This is a genomic window from Mammaliicoccus sp. P-M58, from assembly GCF_022386165.1.
Classification (GTDB): domain Bacteria; phylum Bacillota; class Bacilli; order Staphylococcales; family Staphylococcaceae; genus Mammaliicoccus; species Mammaliicoccus sciuri.
In genome coordinates this window covers 164,727-188,806 of sequence record NZ_JAJNJI010000002.1, presented here as the reverse complement: position 1 = coordinate 188,806, position 24,080 = coordinate 164,727, and the positions used below count along the sequence as shown (strand labels likewise).

General features: G+C 32.6%; 25 protein-coding genes, 2 pseudogenes and 1 riboswitch. Of the genes and pseudogenes, 22 read left to right on the top strand and 5 right to left on the bottom strand.

The window, feature by feature from the left end:
• Positions 1-248 precede the first annotated feature (248 nt).
• Positions 249-389, bottom strand: a pseudogene (locus tag LQ694_RS15620) (IS3-like element IS655 family transposase); the annotation flags it as partial.
• A gap of 243 nt (positions 390-632) precedes the next feature.
• Positions 633-692: riboswitch (Fluoride riboswitch) on the bottom strand.
• A gap of 301 nt (positions 693-993) precedes the next feature.
• On the opposite strand from LQ694_RS15620, the gene LQ694_RS03270 reads away from it, so the two are divergent.
• From LQ694_RS03270 to LQ694_RS03255, 4 genes are all read left to right on the top strand, one after another.
• Positions 994-1,752: an SDR family oxidoreductase gene (locus LQ694_RS03270; RefSeq protein ID WP_196968671.1), complete on the top strand. Its 759-nt coding sequence runs from the start codon at positions 994-996 to the stop codon at positions 1,750-1,752.
• A 17-nt stretch (positions 1,753-1,769) separates the two neighbouring features.
• Complete coding sequence (locus tag LQ694_RS03265; RefSeq protein WP_017001027.1) at positions 1,770-2,090, top strand: hypothetical protein; 321 nt, start codon at positions 1,770-1,772, stop codon at positions 2,088-2,090.
• Positions 2,091-2,176: 86 nt separating this feature from the next.
• Positions 2,177-2,533, top strand: coding sequence for a MerR family transcriptional regulator (locus tag LQ694_RS03260; protein WP_196968672.1), 357 nt, complete (start codon positions 2,177-2,179; stop codon positions 2,531-2,533).
• On the top strand, positions 2,534-3,631 hold the full coding sequence (locus LQ694_RS03255) for a low temperature requirement protein A (protein WP_196968673.1): 1,098 nt from the start codon (positions 2,534-2,536) through the stop codon (positions 3,629-3,631).
• A gap of 223 nt (positions 3,632-3,854) precedes the next feature.
• On the opposite strand, the gene cstB is transcribed toward LQ694_RS03255, so the two are convergent.
• Both cstB and cstA read right to left on the bottom strand, forming a co-directional pair.
• Positions 3,855-5,189: a persulfide dioxygenase-sulfurtransferase CstB gene (gene cstB, locus LQ694_RS03250; protein WP_218697020.1), complete on the bottom strand. Its 1,335-nt coding sequence runs from the start codon at positions 5,187-5,189 to the stop codon at positions 3,855-3,857.
• 28 nt (positions 5,190-5,217) lie between these two features.
• Positions 5,218-6,285 carry a persulfide response sulfurtransferase CstA gene (gene cstA, locus LQ694_RS03245; protein ID WP_196968675.1) on the bottom strand — a complete coding sequence of 356 codons (1,068 nt, stop codon included), beginning with the start codon at positions 6,283-6,285 and terminating at the stop codon, positions 5,218-5,220.
• Positions 6,286-6,422: 137 nt separating this feature from the next.
• On the opposite strand from cstA, the gene cstR reads away from it, so the two are divergent.
• Both cstR and LQ694_RS03235 read left to right on the top strand, forming a co-directional pair.
• Complete coding sequence (cstR, locus tag LQ694_RS03240; protein ID WP_019468539.1) at positions 6,423-6,683, top strand: persulfide-sensing transcriptional repressor CstR; 261 nt, start codon at positions 6,423-6,425, stop codon at positions 6,681-6,683.
• The gene (locus LQ694_RS03235; protein ID WP_218697018.1) at positions 6,683-7,438 is read left to right on the top strand and encodes a sulfite exporter TauE/SafE family protein; all 756 of its coding nucleotides are present in this window, start codon (positions 6,683-6,685) and stop codon (positions 7,436-7,438) included. Before cstR ends, LQ694_RS03235 begins: the two co-directional genes overlap by 1 nt.
• 494 nt (positions 7,439-7,932) lie before the next feature.
• Here LQ694_RS03235 and LQ694_RS03230 read toward each other — a convergent pair whose 3' ends face one another.
• Both LQ694_RS03230 and LQ694_RS03225 read right to left on the bottom strand, forming a co-directional pair.
• On the bottom strand, positions 7,933-8,505 hold the full coding sequence (locus tag LQ694_RS03230; protein ID WP_000489177.1) for an ADP-ribosyltransferase: 573 nt from the start codon (positions 8,503-8,505) through the stop codon (positions 7,933-7,935).
• Positions 8,506-8,557: 52 nt separating this feature from the next.
• A complete protein-coding gene (locus LQ694_RS03225; protein WP_000613217.1) occupies positions 8,558-9,607 on the bottom strand; it encodes a hypothetical protein in 1,050 nt (349 codons plus the stop codon).
• A 136-nt stretch (positions 9,608-9,743) separates the two neighbouring features.
• Here LQ694_RS03225 and ssb point away from each other — a divergent pair, with 136 nt between their 5' ends.
• From ssb to LQ694_RS03150, 16 genes and pseudogenes are all read left to right on the top strand, one after another.
• Positions 9,744-10,028: a cassette chromosome ssDNA-binding protein gene (gene ssb / locus LQ694_RS03220; protein ID WP_000659554.1), complete on the top strand. Its 285-nt coding sequence runs from the start codon at positions 9,744-9,746 to the stop codon at positions 10,026-10,028.
• Positions 10,028-11,815: a cassette chromosome replicative helicase gene (gene cch1 / locus LQ694_RS03215; RefSeq protein WP_000181743.1), complete on the top strand. Its 1,788-nt coding sequence runs from the start codon at positions 10,028-10,030 to the stop codon at positions 11,813-11,815. The genes ssb and cch1 overlap by 1 nt, the downstream gene beginning before the upstream one ends.
• Before the next feature lie 89 nt (positions 11,816-11,904).
• Positions 11,905-12,180 carry a hypothetical protein gene (locus LQ694_RS03210; RefSeq protein ID WP_001791132.1) on the top strand — a complete coding sequence of 92 codons (276 nt, stop codon included), beginning with the start codon at positions 11,905-11,907 and terminating at the stop codon, positions 12,178-12,180.
• 192 nt (positions 12,181-12,372) lie between these two features.
• The gene (gene ccrA, locus LQ694_RS03205) at positions 12,373-13,719 is read left to right on the top strand and encodes a cassette chromosome recombinase CcrA (RefSeq protein WP_000816499.1); all 1,347 of its coding nucleotides are present in this window, start codon (positions 12,373-12,375) and stop codon (positions 13,717-13,719) included.
• A gap of 20 nt (positions 13,720-13,739) precedes the next feature.
• Positions 13,740-15,368, top strand: coding sequence for a cassette chromosome recombinase CcrB (gene ccrB / locus LQ694_RS03200; protein ID WP_001186596.1), 1,629 nt, complete (start codon positions 13,740-13,742; stop codon positions 15,366-15,368).
• A gap of 470 nt (positions 15,369-15,838) precedes the next feature.
• The gene (locus LQ694_RS03195) at positions 15,839-16,189 is read left to right on the top strand and encodes an SAUGI family uracil-DNA glycosylase inhibitor (RefSeq protein WP_000171449.1); all 351 of its coding nucleotides are present in this window, start codon (positions 15,839-15,841) and stop codon (positions 16,187-16,189) included.
• Positions 16,190-16,273: 84 nt separating this feature from the next.
• Positions 16,274-16,585 (top strand): DUF960 family protein, encoded by a 312-nt coding sequence (locus tag LQ694_RS03190; RefSeq protein ID WP_000833212.1) that lies wholly within the window; start codon positions 16,274-16,276, stop codon positions 16,583-16,585.
• An 18-nt stretch (positions 16,586-16,603) separates the two neighbouring features.
• Positions 16,604-17,125: a DUF1643 domain-containing protein gene (locus LQ694_RS03185; protein ID WP_000836008.1), complete on the top strand. Its 522-nt coding sequence runs from the start codon at positions 16,604-16,606 to the stop codon at positions 17,123-17,125.
• Between the two features lies 1 nt (position 17,126).
• Positions 17,127-17,333, top strand: a complete 207-nt coding sequence (locus LQ694_RS03180; RefSeq protein WP_001077283.1) for a hypothetical protein — start codon at positions 17,127-17,129, stop codon at positions 17,331-17,333.
• On the top strand, positions 17,326-17,649 hold the full coding sequence (locus LQ694_RS03175; RefSeq protein ID WP_000088091.1) for a JAB domain-containing protein: 324 nt from the start codon (positions 17,326-17,328) through the stop codon (positions 17,647-17,649). The genes LQ694_RS03180 and LQ694_RS03175 overlap by 8 nt, the downstream gene beginning before the upstream one ends.
• A 118-nt stretch (positions 17,650-17,767) precedes the next feature.
• Positions 17,768-17,848 (top strand): annotated as a pseudogene (locus LQ694_RS15615) (site-specific integrase); the annotation flags it as partial.
• A complete protein-coding gene (locus LQ694_RS03170; RefSeq protein ID WP_075100293.1) occupies positions 17,844-19,736 on the top strand; it encodes a site-specific integrase in 1,893 nt (630 codons plus the stop codon). The pseudogene LQ694_RS15615 and the gene LQ694_RS03170, both read left to right, overlap by 5 nt.
• A 6-nt stretch (positions 19,737-19,742) precedes the next feature.
• A complete protein-coding gene (locus tag LQ694_RS03165) occupies positions 19,743-20,120 on the top strand; it encodes a DUF6262 family protein (RefSeq protein WP_001041908.1) in 378 nt (125 codons plus the stop codon).
• Positions 20,121-20,357: 237 nt separating this feature from the next.
• Entirely contained in the window at positions 20,358-20,723 is a 366-nt protein-coding gene (locus LQ694_RS03160) for an ArsR/SmtB family transcription factor (protein ID WP_000159127.1), read from the top strand.
• Positions 20,716-23,130 (top strand): cadmium-translocating P-type ATPase CadA, encoded by a 2,415-nt coding sequence (locus tag LQ694_RS03155; protein ID WP_000378485.1) that lies wholly within the window; start codon positions 20,716-20,718, stop codon positions 23,128-23,130. Before LQ694_RS03160 ends, LQ694_RS03155 begins: the two co-directional genes overlap by 8 nt.
• 80 nt (positions 23,131-23,210) lie before the next feature.
• Positions 23,211-23,828 (top strand): CadD family cadmium resistance transporter, encoded by a 618-nt coding sequence (locus tag LQ694_RS03150; RefSeq protein ID WP_000562107.1) that lies wholly within the window; start codon positions 23,211-23,213, stop codon positions 23,826-23,828.
• Positions 23,829-24,080: the final 252 nt, after the last annotated feature.

Sequence of the window (24,080 nt, the reverse complement as noted above, 5' to 3'; positions counted from 1 at the left end):
ATTTCTTTATTTTAAGCAAATAATGTAACCTCCGCTTTGATAGGATCATAGCTCAGTTTAAACCTTTGGATTTCAATTTCAATTTCATCGGTAAAATCTTTTCCTGGAAGAGTCTCACCTTGTATCTTTACAAGAAGTTTTGGTGTGCTGATAATATAGCCAAATAGATAGAAATTAGTAGCATAACTAAATTCACTCGGTATACTAACTAAAAGATCCCTTTTTTACGATGCACATGATTTAAATAATGCCCTTATTACAAGCTCTGCACTTTTATATCTACCAGTACTCACACGGATAATTTCTCTATTAAATAGATCAATAAATAAGCATATATAATGCGATTTATTCGTTACTTTTACATAAGTTAAATGACTTACAATAAATTCCATCGCATATTTTCTATTAAGTCTATTATCTATCAATTGTCCATCATAATTTTGCTTTTTATGTTAACATCACGCTTTGATATATAATGAAATAACCTCGTTGGTCTTCATAATCTTAATGATTTTTCTTCTTGAAACAGCTATAGATTTTTTTATAGATATTCATTTAATAACTAGTGTAATCCCTGTTTTTTGTTTATTCATTTTATCCTCCTAACTAAAAAATGACTCCTGTTGATACCAATATCAACAGGAGTCATTAATTTTTTAACGGTTTTGGTGAACCTCATCGCCTATATTTTATATTAATTTTACTGTAAAAAATTTAAAAGTCAATTTTTCGTGAAATAAATGGATAATCTATATAAAGATATAAATTATGATTTATTATATTTATCATTAAAAATAGTACCTATAGTAAACAAATTGAAAAAATAAGGAACTTATTATTTTTTGAAGAATCAATAAAAATTGGACGAATAAAATATCCAATCTTTTTATTCAGTGAAACTTTTAGATCCTTTTAAATAAATTTATTTATCACTTGCTTGATATTGTACTCTAAGGTGTATTGTTTAATTATACTTAAAGAGGAGGTAATAAGATGAGTAAATATGAATCATTAAATGGTAAAGTCGTTGTAATTGCTGGTGGTGCCAAAAATTTAGGTGCTTTGTTAAGTAAGTCTTACGCAAAAGAAGGCGCAAAAATTGTTGTACATCACCATAATGATAATAGTAAGCAACACGCTGAGGCAACATTAGCTGAAATTAAATCATTGGGTTCAGAGGGAACTTTATTTTCCGGAGATCTCACAGAAGTAAAAAATGTGGAAGCTTTATTTAAGCACGCTGAATCTACTTTTGGAAAAGTTGATATTGCAATTAACACTGTTGGTAAAGTACTCAAAAAACCTATTTCTGAAATAACTGAAGATGAGTTTGACACTATGTCAGCTATTAATGCTAAATCGGCTTATTTCTTTATACAATATGCAGAAAAACATATGAATGATAATGGAAAAATTATAACACTTGCAACATCTTTACTTGCTGCATATACGGGTTATTATTCTACTTATGCTGGTGAGAAAGCACCTATTGAACACTATACTCGTGCTGCGTCAAAAGAATTTATGGATAGAGGTATTTCTGTTAATGCAGTTGCACCTGGTCCAATGGACACACCTTTCTTCTACCCTCAAGAAAGCGATGAAGCCGTAGAGTTTCATAAATCACAAGCATTACACAATCAATTAACAGATATCAATGATATTGCACCAATTATTAAGTTTTTAACAACAGATGGTTGGTGGATTAATGGACAAACTTTATTTGCAAATGGTGGTTATACAACACGCTAAATAAGGAGGAGTATTTTATGTATTATTTTTTAGCCTCTTATAATGGGGATACTACAACTATAAGTATTATTACCAAAGAAAAAGTCATAGATGAAAAAGAAACATATATAAATGTAGATAACTATGTTGAATCTTTAGCAAAAGCAATTATTGAACTTTCTCATCAAAATAATTTATATCATAATGATATACAGGGCATTGGTTTATTGGTTTCAAATATCGGGAAAATAAATTATAAAGATATCAACAGACTAAAAAATGATTTAGAATCTACTTTTGGATTTAAAGCAATTATTGAATCAAACTATGATACATTAATCCTAAATTTAACTGCTTAAAATTTTTAAATAATTAATCAAAAAAAGTTTATAAATGTGAGGTAGCCATACAGAGCTGCCTCTTCTTGTACTAAGGAGGTAAAATAGTGAACGTAAAAAAAGCAGCTGAAAGTGTCGGTATAAGTGAGCATACCATTAGATATTATGATAAATCAGGCCTATTTCCATTTATTGAAAGAGATAACAATGGTTACCGTGATTTTAAGGTTGAAGATTTGTATTGGTTAGAATTCATAAAATGTATGCGTCAAACACATATGCCTGTTTCCAAATTAAAAGAAATAGCTGAACTTTATGATCAAGGACGCTCTACAGTTTTAGAAAGGAAAAAAATATTTATCGAACACCAAGATAATCTAATTAAACAAAAGGAACTTATCGATCAAGCTTTAAAAACTTTAGATGATAAGTTCAAATTATTAGAAAAAGAGGATGATTGTTAAATGATCAAGAAAGAAGTTAGTATGTCCGAATTGTTTTTTGATTTAGTCTTTGTGTATGTTCTATCTACTATTAATCATACTGTTGAACATATATCTTCTAATATAGTATCGTTGGAAAGCTTAGGGAAGACATTTATGTTATTCCTTGTGTTTTTTGCTATTTGGACTTACAGAACATTTTTGGTAAATCGATTTTTTAAAAAGAAATGGTATCAATACATTTTTGTATTTACAGATATGTTTCTAATATTACTACTTTCAAAGGCTATTAACAGTAATTTTCAAGAAACATTTACACCGTTTGTAGTAATAACTGCGATAATATTTATGAGTATTTTACTCCAATATGTTATTAATTTTACTTTGAATAGAGAAGCTGGAACATTAAAACTTGTTTTAACGTATACCGCAGGTCTATTCACAGCTATAATTTTTTCTATTATTTCTATATTTTTATCACCTAATATAAATTTTTGGATTTATTTTACAGGTATTTTAATATTAGCTTTTTTACCGGGTATTTTATATAAAACATCCAAAGAAAAACCTGTATACTTTACACACTTAACTGAAAGATTAAGTTTATTTATAATTTTATTGTTTGGTGAGGGTATCGTAGGGATGATTGATACAGTAGAAAGTCTAAATCTAAATATTAATGATATATTAAGTTTTATGGTTATTATCAGTTTATTTATCATTTATACATTACATTATAAATATAGTTTAACTGAGGAACTGCAAAACTCCACAGGCTTTAAAACGGCTTATTTACACCTCTTCATTATTTATTCTTTAGATTTTATTTTCATGATTATGAATAAATCATTGTCAAGTGAAGAATTATTAACAACAGAAATTGTAGGATATGTGATAGCCTTTTTAGTATTTTTATTAGCTATCCTTCTAGATACTCAATTTCACAAAAATAATGAAAATAATGAAAATATAGTTCTTATGACAGCAATTGTTCTAATAAATAGCCTTATATGCTTATTTTTAACAGAAATTATGTATATAATCATCTTAGAATTATTAATTATTTCATACATTTGTTATTTATATATTCGACCAATATCGAAAAAATATAAGACCTAATTTAGTATTTTCAGAGTAATACTAAATTAGGTCTTATCCTTAAAAAAACAATGAAATTAGCACATTAACTTGGTAAGACCGGTTTTATCAAATAATAAAAGCTTTATATCTGGTTTTTGCTTTCGTCTTTATGAAGCCAAGTATCATATATAGCAAAAAACCACATTCGATTTGTAGAGTTGTTTAGGGTTGTTTTAATATATTTATATGATTTTCCTTCACATTACCTTAAAAATTCAGGGAAATCTTGATAGCCTTCTCTAATATTCACGACATTTTCAAAGCCTTTGTTTTCTAATATACCCACTGCTATTGAACTTCTAACACCTGACTGACAATGTACGTATATTTTATCCTCTTTATTAAATGGAATATTTTCATTCAATAATTTACCATGCGGAATATTGACTGATTGATCTAAGTGCCCATTATTCCACTCTTCTTCATTACGTACGTCAAGTATATATTCTTCTTTACCAGTCATATCAACGCTATGGATGGACTGGGTTAAAATTTCTGATTTTGGTAAACGATAACCTGCTACATTATCAAAGCCAATTAATTGTAAAGTATGTGTTGCTTGATCAACGGTAGATTTATCACCAATTAAATCTATACTGTTTTCATAGTCTAAATACCAACCGATTTGGTTAATGAAGTTTTTGTTGTAAGGAATATTGATTGTACCTTCAGTATGACCGCCATGAAAGGCTTCTTTACTACGAAGATCAAAGGCTATTCTTACATTATCTAAACTAGGAAAAACGTTGTATGGTTGATACATGTTCATACCAAACTGATTAATTTTTTTCATATGTGCAAAGTGATGGGGTGGCGCTGGTTGATTTGATGTTAATGTTTCAACAAATTTAGATTCATCTGTTACATTAAATGCCCAGTTATTTATTTTTTCATAACCTAGCGTAGACATTGGTATGGCACCTAATGCTTTACCACATGGGCTGCCAGCACCGTGTCCAGGCCATATTTGAATATAATCTGGTAAATCTTTAACACCTGCTATAGATTGATACATCTGTTTTGCACCAATCTCTGTAGTACCTTCCATTTGTACTGATTTTTCTAGTAAATCAGGTCTACCGATATCACCAACAAAAATAAAGTCACCACTAAATAAACCCATTGGAACACTTGAGCCGCCACCTTCATCCGTAAGTAAGAAACTAATACTCTCCGGGGTATGACCAGGTGTATGCAAGACTTCTAATTTAATGTTACCTACTTGAATAATATCTTGATTTTTAACAAAATTTGTTTGTTCCGGCATATTTTTATAACTTAATTGATTATCACCTTCGCCAGATACATATATATTGGCGTTTAAACGTTCTGCCACATCCCGAATTCCAGAAGCAAAATCAGCGTGAATATGTGTTTCTGCAGCTTGTGTAATTTTAAAACCTTCGCTATCTGCAACTTCCATATATTTTGTTAAATCACGAACAGGATCAATTACTATTGCCTCTCCTGTACGTTGACAGGCAACTAAATAAGATGCTTGAGATAAATGATTATCGTAAAATTGTTTAAAAAACATGGTAAAACTCCTTTTTTAGTATATTTAATTAGATGAATAAATTATGATTCGCATTTTCTGTATCACCAATATAAGTACCTACGCCACCGTACTCAACTTCGTCTCTGAGCTCTTCTTTCTGAATTCCCATTACATCCATGCTCATCGTGCAAGCGATTAATTTGATACCTTGATCAATAGCTTGATTGATAAGCGATGGTAATGAATCAACATTTTTCTTTTTCATTACGTAGCACATCATTATATTACCTAAACCAAACATATTCATTTTAGATAGCTGCATACGTACAGGCGTTTTAGGCAACATTAAATCAAATATTTTTGCAATACCTTTCTTTTTAACGTTAACTGTTTGCTCTTTTTTCAATGCGTTAAGTCCCCAAAAAGTAAAGAAGATAGTTACATCTCTTCCTGCAGCTCTAGCTCCATTTGCAATAATCATTGCTGCCACTGCTTTGTCTAACTCTCCACTAAATAGTACAATTGTCGTACCTTTAGTAGTATGATTCACTTGTAAGTCTTTTGGTTTTTCTTTTTGAATGATAGCATTAATTCCATTATTACTTTCATCCAATTCAACTAATGTATGCCCTGTTTGTTTCACCCAGCTTTTAATGTCGCTAAGGAAACCAGGATCAGTCACTATAACTTCAATTTGCTCGCCTACTTCAATATTTTTCATTTCTTTACTGATGTTTACAATTGGACCTGGACATTGAAGATCACTATAGTTAAATTGTTTACGCTCTGCTTTAATTTCTACATTTGTATTTTCTTCTTGTGTATCGTGATTATTATTTTGTTCTTCATAAGCATTATAGCCACCGTCTAAATTTACAACATCATAGCCTTGTTTAGCTAAATATCCACTTGCTTTGGTGCTTCTATTACCACTTTTACAGTGAATATAATAGGTTTTGTTTTTATCTTTATTGAACGATTCAATCTTATCTACAGGATGTAATGTCGCACCATTTATGTGTGCTAGCTCATATTCTTCTTCTGTTCTTACGTCAATCAGTTGACCTTGTGCACCTAATTTTTCTAATTCTTGTTTACTGAATTTGTTGATATGCTTTTCGTTATATTGTTTCATAATATCCTCCTAATAAATACCTATAGGGGTATATTAACTGATTGTTTACAGTATGTCAAATACCCTATCGGGTATTTGACATTTTTGGTTCTATCTATTATTATGACTTTATTCAATTAAAAGTGGAGGGAATAACTATGCATTATGATAAAAAAATGATTAATCGTATTAATAGAATACAAGGTCAACTCAATGGAGTTATTAAAATGATGGAAGAAGAAAAAGATTGTAAAGATGTCATTACTCAAATCAGTGCATCAAAAAGTTCAATCCAGCGTTTGATGGGGATTATCATTAGTGAAAATTTAATAGAATGTGTAAAGGCAGCAGAGGATAATGGTGAAAATTCTGAAGAATTGATTAATGAAGCCGTTAACTTATTAGTAAAAAGTAAATAATGGATATTTCAACTGTTATTATGATGTTACTTATAGGGGTATTCGGAGGCTTTATTTCGGGTCTAGTAGGTATCGGTGGTGCTATCATTATTTATCCAGCTATTTTATTATTACCGCCACTATTTGGTGTTCCTGCATACAATGCATACATCGCTTCAGGACTTACTTCCAGTCAAGTCTTTTTCAGTACTTTAAGTGGGTCATTAAAAGCGCGAAAAAAAACAGAATTCTCTCCGCCATTAGTTATTTATATGAGTGGAGGTATGATTATAGGGAGCATGTTAGGCGCACTCCTAGCAAATTTATTTAATGCTGCATTTGTAAATGCGATATATATTATCATTGCTTTAATCGCATTAATTTTAATGTTTATTAACGTAAAACCAAATTTAAATCAGTCTTCCTTTAACAAACCATTATTAGTTACGGTTGGTCTTTTCGTTGGTATCATTTCAGGTATAGTCGGAGCAGGCGGTGCCTTTATTATCATTCCTATATTATTAGTTTTATTCAAATTACCAATGAATACGGTGGTTGCTAATAGTATAGTAATTGCTTTTATATCTTCAATTGGTGCCTTTATCATTAAACTTATACAGGGGTTTATTCCTTTTGAAGACGCTTTATTTCTAATAATAGGGAGTATTATCTTTGCTCCCTTAGGTTTGAAATTAAGTAAAAAGATCCCCAACTTCATACAAAAATGGATTATAAGTATTTTAATCATTGTTGCAATTATTCAACTTATCTTTTAAACAATGAAATTTATCAGACAGGTCCTAATATGTAAAATTATACACGTCAAATATTAGCTAATAGTATCACCAAACAAGCATTCAATAATTATGGATACCTTAAAGGGATTAGTAATGGGAAACATAAAATCAATAATAAAGAATTCGATTATTCAAAAGACCTTTGTGACGTCGTATCAAAAGACAAAAAGCTTATCATTATCTATTTAAATCTTAGTTATAAAGAACAAGAATAAAATCACTTTAAAAGTGTCACTTTTATTATCTTTATATGATTTTCAGGATTATTTATTATATGGTTCAAGTAAACATAAGTACTCTTTTTTAAAACCTCATACGTTCTGATACGGTCAAAATCCCTTTACAATGGGGCTAAAAAAACCGCATCATTTATGATACGCTTCTGCTTATCAGTTGATGATGCGGTTTTTAAGTAATAAGTTCATTAAAAAAATAATTGGCTTATTATGAACAACTAACAGAATTGATTCCAATTATACTACTTCACAATTTATATAGTAATCTTCAATAGATATGATTTTTAATTTTAAATTATTAACTACAATCACCTCATAATAATGGCTTTCTTCGCCTGTTAAATTACCTACATAGAAAGCTGGTGTTCCTTTTTTTACTTTTACCCGTAATTTGTAACCTTCTTCTCTTGATTCGTACCCTTTTATTAATGAAGTGTGTAAAATTCCAAGTTCAAACAAATCTACTCCATTTAAGTTTTTAGCATTTTTCTCCATTAATTTGTATATCCGAGGACTAACCGTTCTATAAGTAGTTATATCCTCTTTTACTTTATATTTATCAAATACCTCTAGAATTTCTTTGTGATCATTAGTACCACTTCTTAAATCTTCATTTATTTTTTCCCCACTACTAGCTAATATATATTCTTCAGTTGGTTGGCCGTTTCTACGTGTTTCAGTCTCATATTCAAGTACTCTATCTACATAACTATGTATATTTTCATGGGATAAATTACTATTGTCCCACTTTTCACCGACACGGCAAAAATAGCCTTTTTGTTTTAAATACCATTTTTTTAATCTAAACACAACTTAAAACCTCTCTAATTAATTATTATCTATAAATATTGTCCGTCGAATACTATTTCTTTAAAGAATCTACAGCTTTAAAAAACATTGATACGTTGTACTCAATATTGTTATGCTTTGTTTTTTTTCTAGGATAGTAGTAATTCTTATAATAATCAATTTTAGCTTCTAACATATTCTGTTCAATAGACAAAGTCGCGATTGATAATTCTTCTTTCAACGCATTTCCAAATCTTTCAATCTGTTCTTTTACATATCTGTACTTTTTAATGGATTCCTCTATCAGTTTAATTCTTTTTTGATTATCTGATTCTTTTTCGCATTCATCCACAATACGCCTAATAATATATAACCTAACAGTCGGTAATCTTATATCTATAAGTAAAATAATGACATATGATTGAATAAATGCGTTCAATCCTTCTTCAAATTCATGGCCAGTTTTCTTTTGTCCTTTAAATGCCTTCAAATATAATTCTATTAAATAAAATAATTCATTTAAAAAAGCCCATGCATATTCCTTTTCTAAAGCAACATAACTAATTAATTGATTAGTAAGATTATAATACTGAATCTCATTATGTAAATATTCCCAATGCTTCTCCATCTTTGTATATGATATTTTTCCTCCTAACCGTACATACTCATTTTCTTTTTTGGATCGATTATAGAGAATATTTGGCTTTGTAACCAATCTTTTTTGCGTCTTGTTTATATCTGCTAATGCTTTTGAGGTAATAGATGGGTCATAACTCAAATGTTCATCTACTTTCTTTATCGCAAGTAGTGATTTTAATTGTTCTTCATTTATAAATGGTTTAAGTTTAAATTCATTGTTTTGACTATTGATATACGTCATAGTATTTAAATTTCTATAAATTTTATTCATACTTCTAAATTCTGAGTCATCTAACAAATAATCAAAATTAGGGTTAAAGTGTTTTTGTATAAATGAAACTCTATGCATCTTTTGGTGTTCATTTAAATCGCTTAAACTTCTTAATAACAATAAGTCTTCATAAACCTCACCTGATATATCAAACTTTAGACAATCTACTAAACTGCCATACTTGTCAATAATTTCTTCTATCGTAGGTATCATATATACCCCCCTCCCTATTTTTTGTTCCGCGTCTAATTAAAATGCTTCATTTATGCTTATTATAGCAATCAACCATTGAGGTGTTAAGCATCTACAGTATTGATTGACTAATAAGACTTATTTGGAGGAACTTATGATGAAAGAAAAAGAATTTTATACACTAAAACGTGCTGTTACAAGCATCGCATTTAATTTACCTGTAGGCACCATGTTTATGTATCACGATTTGAATGTGAGGGCTAATGTTTTGTGCTCGACTGAAATTCAACAAGATGTTGGTCGTTGGTTTGCACATTTTGTAAAATATACACCTAACCTTCCATTCATTGTAGTTGGAAAAAAAGGTTCATCTTTGCTCTACCTTAAAACTGCACCAAATCCGATGAATCATCAAAATAACTGGAAAGGTGGTAACAACTAATGACTAACATCATCTTTAGTGAATATCCATACTGGCTTACTGAAGATTCATGGTATGAAGTTATACCACCGAAAGGTAAAAATGATCAGCAAAAGTCCATACGCTTATCTAGTCCAATTTTAATTAAAAACAAGTTTCTTGACCCCAAATCTGGGGTTGAGAAACTAGTTATTTCCAACGGACAAAATATTGAACGTATTGAAACATCAGATATTTTAACATCGCAAAAGTTACCTTCACTAATCATGTATGGCTTCAGCATCAATGAGAAGTACATTAAATCATTAAGCAATGCACTACAATTAATGCGCCAATCACTGCCTCTGTCATCGTTGTATACGGGTGTCGGTGTGTTAAATACTGATAAAGGTGTCGTCATTTCATTAGATGAACCATATCTTTCAAAAGAAATTACACAGTCGCAGGCGGATGAAATCATTTGTGAAACACAGTACGATCTACAACCTAAAGGCACTTTTGAAGACTGGTGGCAAATGTATCTTGATGAAGTAAAAGGAAACTTGTTACTCGAACTTGCTGTAGTGTTTGGTATTTCTTCATTAGTAACTGCGTTTTTAAAAACAAAACATGAGGTTGAATTCGCAGGTACGATTTTCTCATTTACGGGAAATTCAAGCACGGGTAAATCAACTGCAGCGGCTTTAGGAGTCTCAATAACCGGCAACCCTACTAAAGGTAGTAATACGCTGTTTAGATCATGGAATGGCACTAGAAACGCGCTTGAAGGATATCTAAGTAACAACTATGGTGTACCTATTGTATTGGACGAACTGTCATCTGCAACCTTTAAAGATACAACTGGTTTGCTCTATTCAATTGCCGAAGGTCAAGGAAGACAACGTTCTAATATACACGGAGAAGTCAAGTCACTAAAAAACTGGGGAACCTCAGTAATTAGTACTGCCGAACACAGTATTTTCAATAATAGTGCACGTAATGATGGTTTGAATGTACGTACCATTGAAATATCTGAAGCTTTTACAACTAACGCTGACAACGCAGATACTATTAAAAAAGCAACATCAGCTAATTATGGTCATATCATGCCATTAGTAGCTGAATATCTACTCAATCGTGAACAAGAAGTCATTAAATGGTTCCAAAATGAGCACCTAAGGTTCAAAACTCAACTAGAAAAGGAAACCAGCAATACAGGAATTCGGATGTTCAAACGCTATGCAACCATTACAACATCAGCACGTATATTGGAACGTGTCATTGCCACACCTGTTGATTTGAATGCTGTAAGGGACTATCTTATTAACTATCATTTAGATTCTGTTAGTGAGCGAAGCCTAGCTGATAAAGCAATTGAAGTCATTGTCCAATTTGTAGCACAAAATCGTGGTAAGTTTTCTGACGACACTAGGTTATCAACGCTTATTGAAAATTATGGAATGATTTCACTTGAAGATGATCATATCCAGGTGAAAATGATTGCCTCGGTTTTTAAAAATATGTTAAAAGAACATAATTTCCAAGATACAAATAATGTCATTGATGCACTGAGGGATAAAGATTACATCCAGTCAGACGCCAATCGTAAAACAACAAAACGTAGTGTCAAAGACAAAGAAGGCAAACCAAAAACCATCGTATTTTATCATCTTAAGCTTGATAAATCATACGCTCCTATTTTTGGTCTATCTGAAAAAAGTAAATTCAATATACCCTTATCATTTATCTCTGAACACCAACATCCAATACTACGAGACATGATTTCAAAAGCAAGAGAATGGGATAAAAACGGTGATATTGACTTTTAAAGCTTAAAATATGTTATTAAATAAATTTGCTACAACACCTATTTAAAGGTGTTGTAGCACAAATATTAAATCAATGGAGGAATTGTACTATGAATACAGTAGCACTAGCTCACGAAATTGAAGATGAAAGATTTGAATACTTAGAAAGCACACCCCTAGATACTGTGAAGGAATGCTGTAAACAAGAAGGTCGTCAAATAAGTAACACTTACACTGAGGAGTACAAGTTAATAAATGACATTTTGGAGAAAGTAATCAAACCTACGTCCATTGTTGCATATGGAGAATATGAAGATTACATTCATTTAAAAAAATTTGCTCAAAGAAGAATATCGAATTCGTTACTACTTTTGAGATGCAACTAAAGAATTGTTGTTAATACTATGAATAATGAGGTGATATACATGGACGAATTAATCATACTATTAGCCGATCTGGTTATTGAAGAAATCAATCACGCTGATGACTAATAATACCGCCCAACACCCGACTGGTGTTGGGCTTATCTATAATTTCGTTCATAAATATATATTATCTCTTTGAAAGGAGGAAATACTATGAAACGAGCCATTGGTTATTTGCGCCAAAGTACAACGAAACAACAATCACTCCCAGCTCAAAAGCAAGCAATAGAATTATTAGCTCCAAAGCACAATATTCAAAATATCCAATACATTAGTGATAAGCAATCAGGCAGAACAGATAATCGAACAGGCTATCAACAAGTCACCGAACGCATCCAACAAAGACAATGTGACGTATTATGTTGTTATCGCTTGAATCGACTTCATCGCAACTTGAAAAATGCATTAAAACTCATGAAACTCTGTCAAAAATATCATGTTCATATTCTAAGTGTTCATGATGGCTATTTTGATATGGATAAAGCGTTTGATCGCCTAAAACTCAATATATTCATGAGTCTGGCTGAACTTGAATCCGATAATATTGGAGAACAAGTCAAAAATGGACTTAGAGAAAAGGCAAAACAAGGTAAACTCATAACGACCCATGCGCCTTTCGGTTATCACTATCAAAATGGTACTTTCATCATTAATAATGATGAATCACCTACCGTCAAAGCTGTATTCAATTATTATCTTCAAGGATATGGCTACAAGAAGATTGCACAATATTTAGAAGACGATAATAAACTTATTACCCGCAAGCCTTATCAGGTACGAAATATAATTATGAACCCAAATTATTGTGGTCGTGTCATCAATCAATATGGTCAATATAACAATATGGTACCACCTATTGTTTCGGCAACGAAATATGAACATGCTCAAGCAATCCGTAATAAGAAGCAACTTCACTGTATACCTTCAGAGAATCAGCTGAAACAAAAGATCAAATGTCCTTGTTGTGACTCAACACTGACAAATATGACAATAAGAAAAAAACATACATTGCGATATTATATTTGTCCTAAAAATATGAATGAATCTCGCTTTGTCTGTTCATTCAAAGGAATAAATGCACAAAAATTAGAAGTTCAAGTCTTAGCTACATGTCAGAACTTCTTTCAAAACCAACAGCTCTATTCAAAAATTAATAATGCAATTCATCAACGCCTCAAAAAACAAAGAGTGATAGAAGCTAAAAGTACGCTAACTCAAGAACAACTGATAGATAAACTTGCCAAAGGTATGATTGATGCTGAATCATTCAGAAAACAGACTCATTTGATGAATCAAAAGCACAAAACCATATCCTCCATAAGTGATAATCAGTTACAAACATCACTACAAAAGGTTATACAGAAAAGTTTCACGTTAAACATGCTGCATCCCTATATTGATGAAATTCGCATTACAAAAAATAAAGCCCTTGTTGGGATCTATTTCAAAAATGAACCATTGAACATTGTGAACCAAACCTCGCAATCATCGATTGCTTAATCAGAAAGGATGAAAAAATCATGCAACAACTCAAACAAAAACGTGTCGGTATCTATGTTCGTGTATCAACGGAAATCCAAAGTACTGAAGGCTATAGTATCGATGGACAAATCAATCAAATTCGAGAATATTGTGATTTCAATAACTTTGTTGTTGTAGATGTATACGCGGATAGAGGTATCTCTGGAAAATCTATGAACCGACCAGAACTACAACGTTTGTTAAAAGATGCGAACGAAGGTCAGATTGATTCTGTTATGGTCTACAAAACAAACCGACTAGCACGTAACACTTCTGACTTACTCAAAATTGTTGAAGACCTTCATCGTCAAAATGTCGAATTCTTCAGCTTATCTGAGCGTATGGAAGTCAATACAAGCAGTGGTAAATTGATGCTACAAATTCTAGCGAGTTTTTCAGAATTTGAAAGAAATAATATTGTCGAAAATGTATTCATGGGTCAAACCCGACGCGCTCAAGAAGGCTATTATCAAGGCAATTTGCCGCTGGGCTATGACAAAATACCGGATAGCAAGCATGAACTCATGATAAACCAACATGAAGCGAATATTGTCAAATATATATTTGAGTCATATGCTAAAGGCCACGGATATCGTAAAATTGCGAATGCACTCAATCACAAAGGATACGTGACTAAAAAAGGAAAGCCTTTCAGTATTGGTTCAGTGACCTATATCTTATCTAATCCATTCTATGTTGGTAAAATTCAATTCGCAAAGTACAAAGATTGGAATGAAAAGCGTCGTAAAGGGCTGAATGATAAACCAATAATAGCTGAAGGTAAGCATTCCCCTATTATTATTCAAGACTTATGGGATAAAGTCCAATTACGTAAAAAACAAGTCAGTCAAAAACCTCAAGTCCACGGTAAAGGAACTAATCTATTAACAGGTATCGTTCATTGTCCACAATGTGGTGCACCAATGGCAGCTAGTAACACAACGAACACATTGAAAGATGGTACCAAGAAGCGAATACGTTATTATTCTTGCAGTAACTTCCGAAACAAAGGCTCAAAAGTATGTTCTGCGAATAGCGTTAGAGCTGATGTGATTGAGAAATACGTCATGGATCAAATACTCGAAATTGTCAAAAGTGATAAAGTCATTAACCAAGTCTTAGAACGTGTCAATCAAGAAAATAAAGTCGATATTGGTGCATTGAACCACGATATCGCTTATAAACAACAACAATACGATGAAGTCAGCGGGAAACTCCATAATTTAGTTAAAACCATTGAAGATAATCCGGACCTAACATCTGCATTGAAAGCAACTATTCATCAATATGAAACACAACTCAATGACATTACAAATCAAATGAATCAACTCAAACAGCAACAAAATCAAGAGAAACTATCTTATGATACGAAACAAATCGCTGCCCTATTACAACGAATATTTCAAAATATAGAATCAATGGATAAAGCACAACTCAAAGCATTATATCTTACAGTCATTGACCGTATTGATATTCGTAAAGACGGTAATCATAAAAAACAGTTCTACGTTACACTAAAACTCAATAATGAAATTATTAAACAACTTTTCAATAATACCCCTCTCGACGAAGTGCTCCTCAGCACTTCGTCTTTATTTTTGCCTCAAACGCTCTTTCTTCAAATCTAATATCTATGTACTGTCCTTTCGTCATTCAATAACACCCATCTAACGAATCTTTTCAACATACTAACAAGTCACAACTCAATGTGAAGCTTATATTGTATGACGAAAGAACATCCCAAAATAAAATATGAACGGGATAGCAATGGGATTTGATAAATACATGTAGGATAAGGATTACGCAAGCGTAATCCCGAAATCCCATTATTATTTATAAATAAATAATATAAAAAGAAAAAGTAAGTCGTACTGACACCACCAAATCCAAATGATATATAAATATATCGCTATATTTCCTGAGAAATGAGCGGGATAATGGGATTTCCTTGTCATATCAACAATTGTGATAATTTTCTATTGGGATATTTTCTTAATAACAATGGGATTCACAAACGAAACAAAATTTTTTTGAAGCATATATTATCTATATGGTGTATTACATGTATACATCAAAAACATTATAGGAGGTCATAACCATGACACTAGAAAAACAACTCAAAGAGTATATAACTAACTTATTCAATCTGCCAAAGGACGAAAAATGGGAATGTGAATCTATCGAGGAAGTGGCAGATAATATCCTTCCTGATCAATATATCAGACTTGGTCCGCTTACCAACAAAATCCTTCATACGTATACTTACTACTCTGACACACTTCATGAAAGGCATATATACCCCTTTATCCTCTACTATCAAAAACAACTTATTGCGATTGGTTATATTGATGAAACAAACGATATGGACTTCTTATATCTTCATAACACAGTTATGCCACTACTAGATCAAAGACACTTACTTGAAAAGGAGAATTATAATAATGAATAAATGGATACACATAGCTCAGATAAGCGTCACAGTCATTACAGAAGTTATTACAATAATGAAAGATATAGAAAAGGAGAAATGAGCATGAAACGTTATATTACACGTAGTATTGCCAATTACTTGCCAGCAATGTTGCAGCAACAGTTATGGAAACTTGTAGCGCAACGCGAAAACGAACAATTCAAGGAACTAGAAGAGATTGATTACTTTCATATATTCCAGTTCAATATGCATAATAGTCAATTATATATCAAACATAAGCAAGAACGTCCAGAGTACGTAAAAATTCATAAGGCAAATTATTCAAAAGCTATCAATATTAATAAGGTCTACATTATCCGAGAAGATGATGTAGACCTTTCTTATTACGTCATGTTGTTACCTGAAGAATATTAAATAAAGGAGTTAGATAAAATGAAATCAATCAAAAGTGTATTAGAAACTGAAGCGATATTTAGTCAGGATAAAATGCATCGTTATCTTCTCAAGAAAACTTGGGATATTGATAAAGAAGTACTTACAATTATAACGATGTATCCTCATTATGATGGTGTTATCAACGTTGACCTTACAACACAACTTATTGTCAATAAAGTAGCTGAAAAAGATGAATATGGTGGCGTTAATTTTATAAATCTTTTTTCAAATATTGATACCCCCATTAATTTAAAACATATCGAAAACAGCCATGACAAGCACACGGATATTCACATTATGAAAGCTGTCAAAGAAGCCGATAGTGTTTTATTGGCTTGGGGTTCCTACGGAAAAAAACCTCTTGTGGAAAATCGAGTGAATGAAGTATTAGACATGTTAAAACCTCACAGTAAGAAAATCAGTATATTAACAAATCCTCAAACAAATGAAATCATGCATCCATTAAATCCATACGCTAGAAAGGCATGGACAATTAAACCATTAAAGGAGACTAAATAGAATGAATCAAACATGGAAAGAAGTATACCAATATTTAATGCATCAACCACACATCGATGTTATTAAAGGCATTATCGCCTTTTCATCAAACAAAAAAAATAATTCAGAATTAGATGAGCTATATTCCATTTATATGAATGATGATTCTATCACATCCATTGTTCACCCTGACTTAATAGAAAGTATAGAGCTTATCCATAATGAGTAGAAAAAGAATAGATGTTGTCAAAGTCCAAATGGTTAAAGAAGATACACTTTGGTATTTAAAAAGACGTATTGAAGAACCAAAAGACGCTGCTGATATTATGCGTGACTTCATAGGAAATGCTGACCGAGAACACTTCATTTTAATTTGCTTGAATAGCAAAAATGAACCTACACATATTGAAACCGTCTCTATAGGAACCATTAATTTTGCGGTTATACATCCTCGAGAAATATTTAAAACAGCCATATTAAGTAACGCAACGGGTATGATTATTGGCCATAACCACCCAAGTGGAGACATATTAACCATAGTATAATAAATAATAGTAGTTAAAGTAGTTCAGGAGGAGATGTTAAAGGGAGATTTTACTTTAAATAAAAATTAACAAGGTTTATAATTTGTAGTACTTAAAGTGTTTAAAGAGGGGGGCGCGTGTGAGGGTTCAAAGGATAGAAGTGGAGAATAAGCCGTATCCATTGTATTTATTACTAGATAAAGAATACCAGCTAAATGAATGCTTCTAGTAAAAGGAAAATTATCAGTCAGAGTGAGATCAGCAAAAAAATAGCTGTAATGAATGAAGAAATGCAAGGGTTTTGGGCTAATAATAGTTGGGATATAAGAAAATGTCCACATCCTTCTGCCATAGAATTAAGTAAGAATCCTGCTTTAAGAAATCGTTGGGTTCGTTTTGAACGTGTTAAAAATCTGTGGTTAAGAACAGAATTGAAATATTTTTATTTTTACCATTTAAACAATGGAATATGGAATGCAAAAACTGTCTGGATTAGAAAAGGAACAGTAATTAATAAAATGTTGGATTTTTTAGATTTAAAGTATCCCAGCATTACTTCAATTACTGAAGTTCCTATTGATAAAGCAATGACGGAGTATAGAACATATTTGACAAAACAGGGTGTTAGAATTACCACCACTAATTATAAGATTACTGCTAATCAAGAAAAAACACCTGTAAAAGCTAATTCTTACTATGTTACTAATCTTAAACAATTTATTGAGTTTTATGAGGATTTTTATTTTGATGGAGAGGAGTGGGATAAAGACGTTTGGGATAGACGAAACTTACCTTTGCCAGATGATAAGGTTAACCCAACACAATATGAATATACAATTAACTTTAAAGGGTTTCGGAATACATATTTTAAACAGCTTGTAAAAAGATATTGTAAGTTAAGATTGAACATGGATAGCTTTTCCTATGTAAGTGATATTGCCCAAAAACTTAAAGAGTTCTTTAATTTTCTGGACATAAAGTTTAAACACGTTCAGAGAGTACACCAATTAACGAGAGTGGAAATTGAAGCATATTTAAGTGAACTAAACATGATGGGGATAAAACCTAGTACAATAACTGGGAGGATCTCTATATTGGAAGGACTATTTAGTACCCTTCATAGGCTAGAATGGGATGATGTTCCTTCCAAATTATTAATTTATCCCGAGGACTATCCGAAAATACCAAGAGCAAAACCTCGCTTTATAGACGAATTCGTTCTAGAGCAATTGAACAGTCATCTTGATAAATTACCCGAATATATAGCTACGATGACTATGATTGTTCAAGAATGTGGAATGAGGATAAGTGAATTGTGCACCTTGAAAAAAGGCTGTTTATTAGAGGACAAAGATGGAGATTACTTTTTAAAGTATTATCAATGGAAAATGAAAAAGGAGCATATAGTTCCAATATCTAAAGAGGTAGTTTTACTTATTAAAGTTCGGGAAGATAAAGTTTCAGAGGAATTTCCAGATAGTGAATACCTCTTTCCAAGAAAAGATGGATCGCCATTAAAACAAGAAACATTTAGAGGCGAATTAAATAAATTAGCTTATGAGCAAAATATAGTGGATAAATTAGGCGAGATTTATAGATTCCATGCCCATGCCTTTCGCCATTCAGTAGGAACAAGAATGATTAACAACGGGGTGCCCCAGCATATTGTTCAGAAATTTTTGGGACATGAAAGCCCAGAAATGACAAGCAGATACGCTCATATCTTTGATGAAACTCTAAAAAATGAATTTACTAAATTTCAAGAAAAACTGGTTACCAATAATGGAGATGTGCTCAATCTAGATGATGATAGTGAAGTCGATGATGTAGAGCTTCAATGGTTCAAGAAAAATATAAATGCACAAGTGCTTCCAAATGGTTATTGTAGATTGCCAGTAATAGCAGGTGGTTGTCCACATGCGAATGCATGCTTAGATTGCACTCACTTCTGTACCAGTAAGCAATTCTTACCACAGCACGAAGAACAGTTAGAGCGTACAGAAGAGTTATTAACCATAGCAAAGGATAAACAATGGCAAAGACAAATAGAGACTAATAGCCGTATTAAAGAGCGTTTAGAACAAATCATTGGAAGTTTAACGGGGTAATTATCAATGAATAAACAAGTTAGAAATACAACAGAAATTGTACGTTTGGCGAAGCAGAAATCACAAAAGACAAGAGAAAAAGTAGACAAAGCGATTTCTAAATTTTCGATTGAAGGTAAAGCTATTAATTTTAATTCAATAGCAAAGGAAGCTAATGTTTCTAAATCATGGCTTTATAAGGAACACGATATTAGGCAAAGAATCGAATCCCTTCGTGAGCGTCAAATAACATCAAATGTAGTCTCAAAACCCAAGAAAAGTTCTCGTTCGGAGGAAATCCTTATAAAAACCTTAAAAAGAAGAGTTATGGAATTAGAAAAAGAAAATAAAAAATTACAGAACCAAATTCAAAAATTATATGGAGATCTGTATAATAAAGAGTAGTTTTTATTATTAATCTGTAGACAGATTGTGAAAGGATGCACTTAAACTAACGGGGCAGTTATGTTTAAGATACTTTAAAATTTGGTTAAAATCTCCGAAAGGATTGGTTTCTAACATTAGAAACCAATCCTTTTTAATATTAATTATATATCATTCAAACAATCATTTGACTATTTGTTTATAGTGGGATATATTATAATCATCAAACAAACAGTCATTTGAATAAGGAGGGTAATTATGACAAAAGATATGTGTGAAGTTACCTATATTCATGAAGATAAGGTAAACAGGGCTAAAAAAGACCTTGCTAAACAGAATCCTATGGATGTAGCGAAAGTTTTTAAGGCTCTATCAGATGATACAAGAGTTAAAATTGCTTATGTTTTGTCTTTAGAGGGAGAGTTATGTGTTTGTGATGTAGCTAATATCATTGAATCTTCAACGGCTACGGCATCCCATCATTTAAGATTATTGAAAAATTTAGGTATAGCAAAATACCGTAAAGAAGGAAAATTAGTCTATTATTCACTAGATGATGAGCATGTTAAACAGCTTGTAGAAAAAGCTTTCTTGCATCAAAGGGAGGTTGCTAGTATTGGATAGTTCAACAAAAACATTAACAGAAGATAAACAGGTTTACCGTGTGGAGGGTTTCTCGTGTGCGAATTGTGCTGGGAAGTTTGAAAAAAATGTAAAAGAACTATCAGGGGTGCATGATGCTAAAGTCAATTTCGGAGCTTCCAAAATTGATGTCTTTGGCAGTGCAACCGTTGAAGATCTGGAAAAGGCTGGTGCTTTCGAGAATCTTAAAGTGGCACCAGAGAAGGCTAGAAGAAGGGTCGAACCAGTGGTAACAGAAGATAAAAATGTTTACCGTGTGGAGGGATTTTCTTGCGCAAACTGTGCTGGGAAGTTTGAAAAAAATGTAAAACAACTAGCTGGAGTTCAGGATGCAAAAGTGAACTTTGGCGCTTCTAAAATTGATGTATATGGAAACGCATCGGTTGAAGAGCTTGAAAAAGCAGGTGCTTTCGAGAATCTTAAGGTAATTCCTGAAAAACTGGCGAATCCATCGATACAAGCGGTCAAAGAAGACACTAAGGCTCCTAAAGAAGAGAAAATACCGTTTTATAAAAAACACAGCACATTGCTGTTTGCCACATTACTGATTGCTTTTGGTTACCTTTCTCACTTTGTAAATGGAGAAGATAACCTTGTAACGTCCATGTTATTTGTAAGTTCGATTGTAATTGGCGGATATTCACTATTTAAAGTTGGTTTTCAAAATTTGATACGCTTTGATTTCGACATGAAAACCCTGATGACCGTTGCAGTTATTGGAGCTGCCATCATTGGTGAATGGGCAGAGGCATCCATTGTTGTCATTCTCTTTGCAATCAGTGAAGCACTTGAACGTTTTTCTATGGATAGAGCAAGACAGTCCATTCGTTCATTGATGGATATTGCCCCAAAAGAAGCACTTGTTAGGCGGAATGGTCAGGAAATAATGATCCATGTGGACGATATTGCCGTGGGTGATATTATGATCGTCAAACCAGGGGAGAAAATTGCCATGGATGGGATCATTATAAATGGTGTGTCGGCTGTCAACCAGGCTGCTATAACAGGAGAATCTGTCCCTGTTGCCAAAACGGTAGATGATGAAGTATTTGCAGGCACGCTTAACGAAGAGGGACTACTTGAAGTAAAAATCACCAAATACGTAGAGGATACAACTATCTCCAAGATTATTCATCTGGTTGAGGAAGCACAAGGGGAGCGCGCTCCAGCGCAAGCATTCGTAGATAAATTTGCGAAATATTATACGCCGATCATTATGGTTATTGCGGCGCTCGTTGCAGTCGTTCCACCTTTATTCTTTGGTGGAAGTTGGGATACTTGGGTTTATCAAGGATTAGCGGTACTTGTAGTTGGATGTCCGTGTGCATTAGTTATTACTACTCCAATCTCGATTGTCTCGGCAATTGGAAATGCAGCTAAAAAAGGTGTGTTGATTAAAGGCGGTGTCTATCTAGAGGAATTAGGAGCCATTAAGGCAATCGCATTTGATAAAACAGGAACACTGACAAAAGGTGTACCAGTGGTAACAGATTTTAAAGTGTTAAATGATCAAGTGGAAGAAAAAGAGCTGTTTTCCATTATTACAGCTTTAGAATATCGATCACAACATCCACTTGCTTCAGCAATAATGAAGAAAGCAGAGCAAGATAATATTACTTATTCCGATGTTAGAGTGAAGGACTTCACTTCTATTACAGGTCGGGGCATTCAAGGGAATATAGATGGAACAACCTATTACATTGGCAGTCCAAGGCTTTTTAAAGAATTAAATGTTTCCGATTTTAGCCTTGAGTTTGAAAATAAAGTGAAAGTTTTACAAAACCAAGGGAAAACGGCCATGATTATTGGAACGGACCAAACAATCCTCGGCGTGATTGCTGTAGCAGATGAGGTCCGCGAAACAAGTAAAAATGTGATTCTAAAACTTCATCAGTTAGGAATCAAGCAAACAATTATGCTGACAGGTGATAATCAAGGTACCGCAGAAGCAATCGGTGCTCATGTAGGCGTTTCTGATATTCAGTCCGAATTGTTGCCACAGGATAAGTTGGACTATATTAAAAAAATGAAAGCCGAGCATGGTAATGTAGCTATGATTGGCGATGGCGTCAATGATGCTCCTGCACTTGCTGCATCCACTGTTGGCATTGCAATGGGCGGTGCTGGAACAGATACTGCCATCGAGACAGCTGATATTGCATTAATGGGAGATGATTTAAGTAAGCTTCCATTTGCAGTAAGACTTAGCAGGAAAACGCTAAATATCATCAAAGCGAACATCACGTTTGCCATCGGAATTAAGATAATTGCCTTACTATTGGTTATTCCAGGCTGGCTAACCCTTTGGATTGCGATTCTTTCCGATATGGGAGCCACTATTTTGGTAGCATTAAATAGTTTGCGACTGATGAGAGTGAAGGATAAATAGGTACTATATGTGTGCAATTTACGGAAGGACTTTTCATTTTGAAGAAAAGTCCTATCCCTAAAATATTTGGAGATGATAAAATGATCGCGACGATACTGACGGCTACTGCGGTATATGTAGCAACAGGAATTGATTATCTCGTCATATTAATTCTTTTGTTTTCGCAAGTAAAAAAAGGTCAGGTAAAACATATTTGGATAGGACAATATATAGGGACTGCAATTGTGATAGGAGCAAGTCTTTTAGTTGCACAGGGGGTTGTAAATTTAATTCCTCAGCAATGGGTTATCGGACTACTTGGACTTTTACCACTTTACCTAGGCGTGAAAATATGGATTAAAGGAGAAGAGGATGAAGATGAAAGTAGCATTTTATCTTTATTCTCCTCTGGAAAATTTAATCAGTTATTTTTGACGATGATTTTCATCGTATTGGCTTCCAGTGCGGATGACTTTTCCATTTATATACCGTACTTCACGACCTTAAGTATGTCTGAAATCTTTATTGTCACTATTGTCTTTCTAATTATGGTTGGAGTTTTGTGCTATGTCAGTTACCGTCTAGCTTCCTTCGATTTTATATCGGAAACAATTGAGAAATATGAACGTTGGATTGTACCAATTGTATTCATTGGGCTAGGTATTTATATATTGTTTGAAAATGGAACATTCAATGCTCTGATTTCATTTCTTCTTTGAAGTGGCGAATCCAAACCATAAAGTAAAGTATAAAGAGGTTATCCTATTGATTGGGATAACCTTTTTATATTTAACTAATTATCATTTACGTTAAACACATGTACTTAAAGTAAGAACATTGATTTAAACCATTTTTTTCATAATTTACTCTTGATAAGATCCGACACCTTCTCCAGGAGATATCAAAATAACTCAGAGAATAAAAGAGATTAGTGAAATGATGGGCATTATATTATATGACCACATAATATT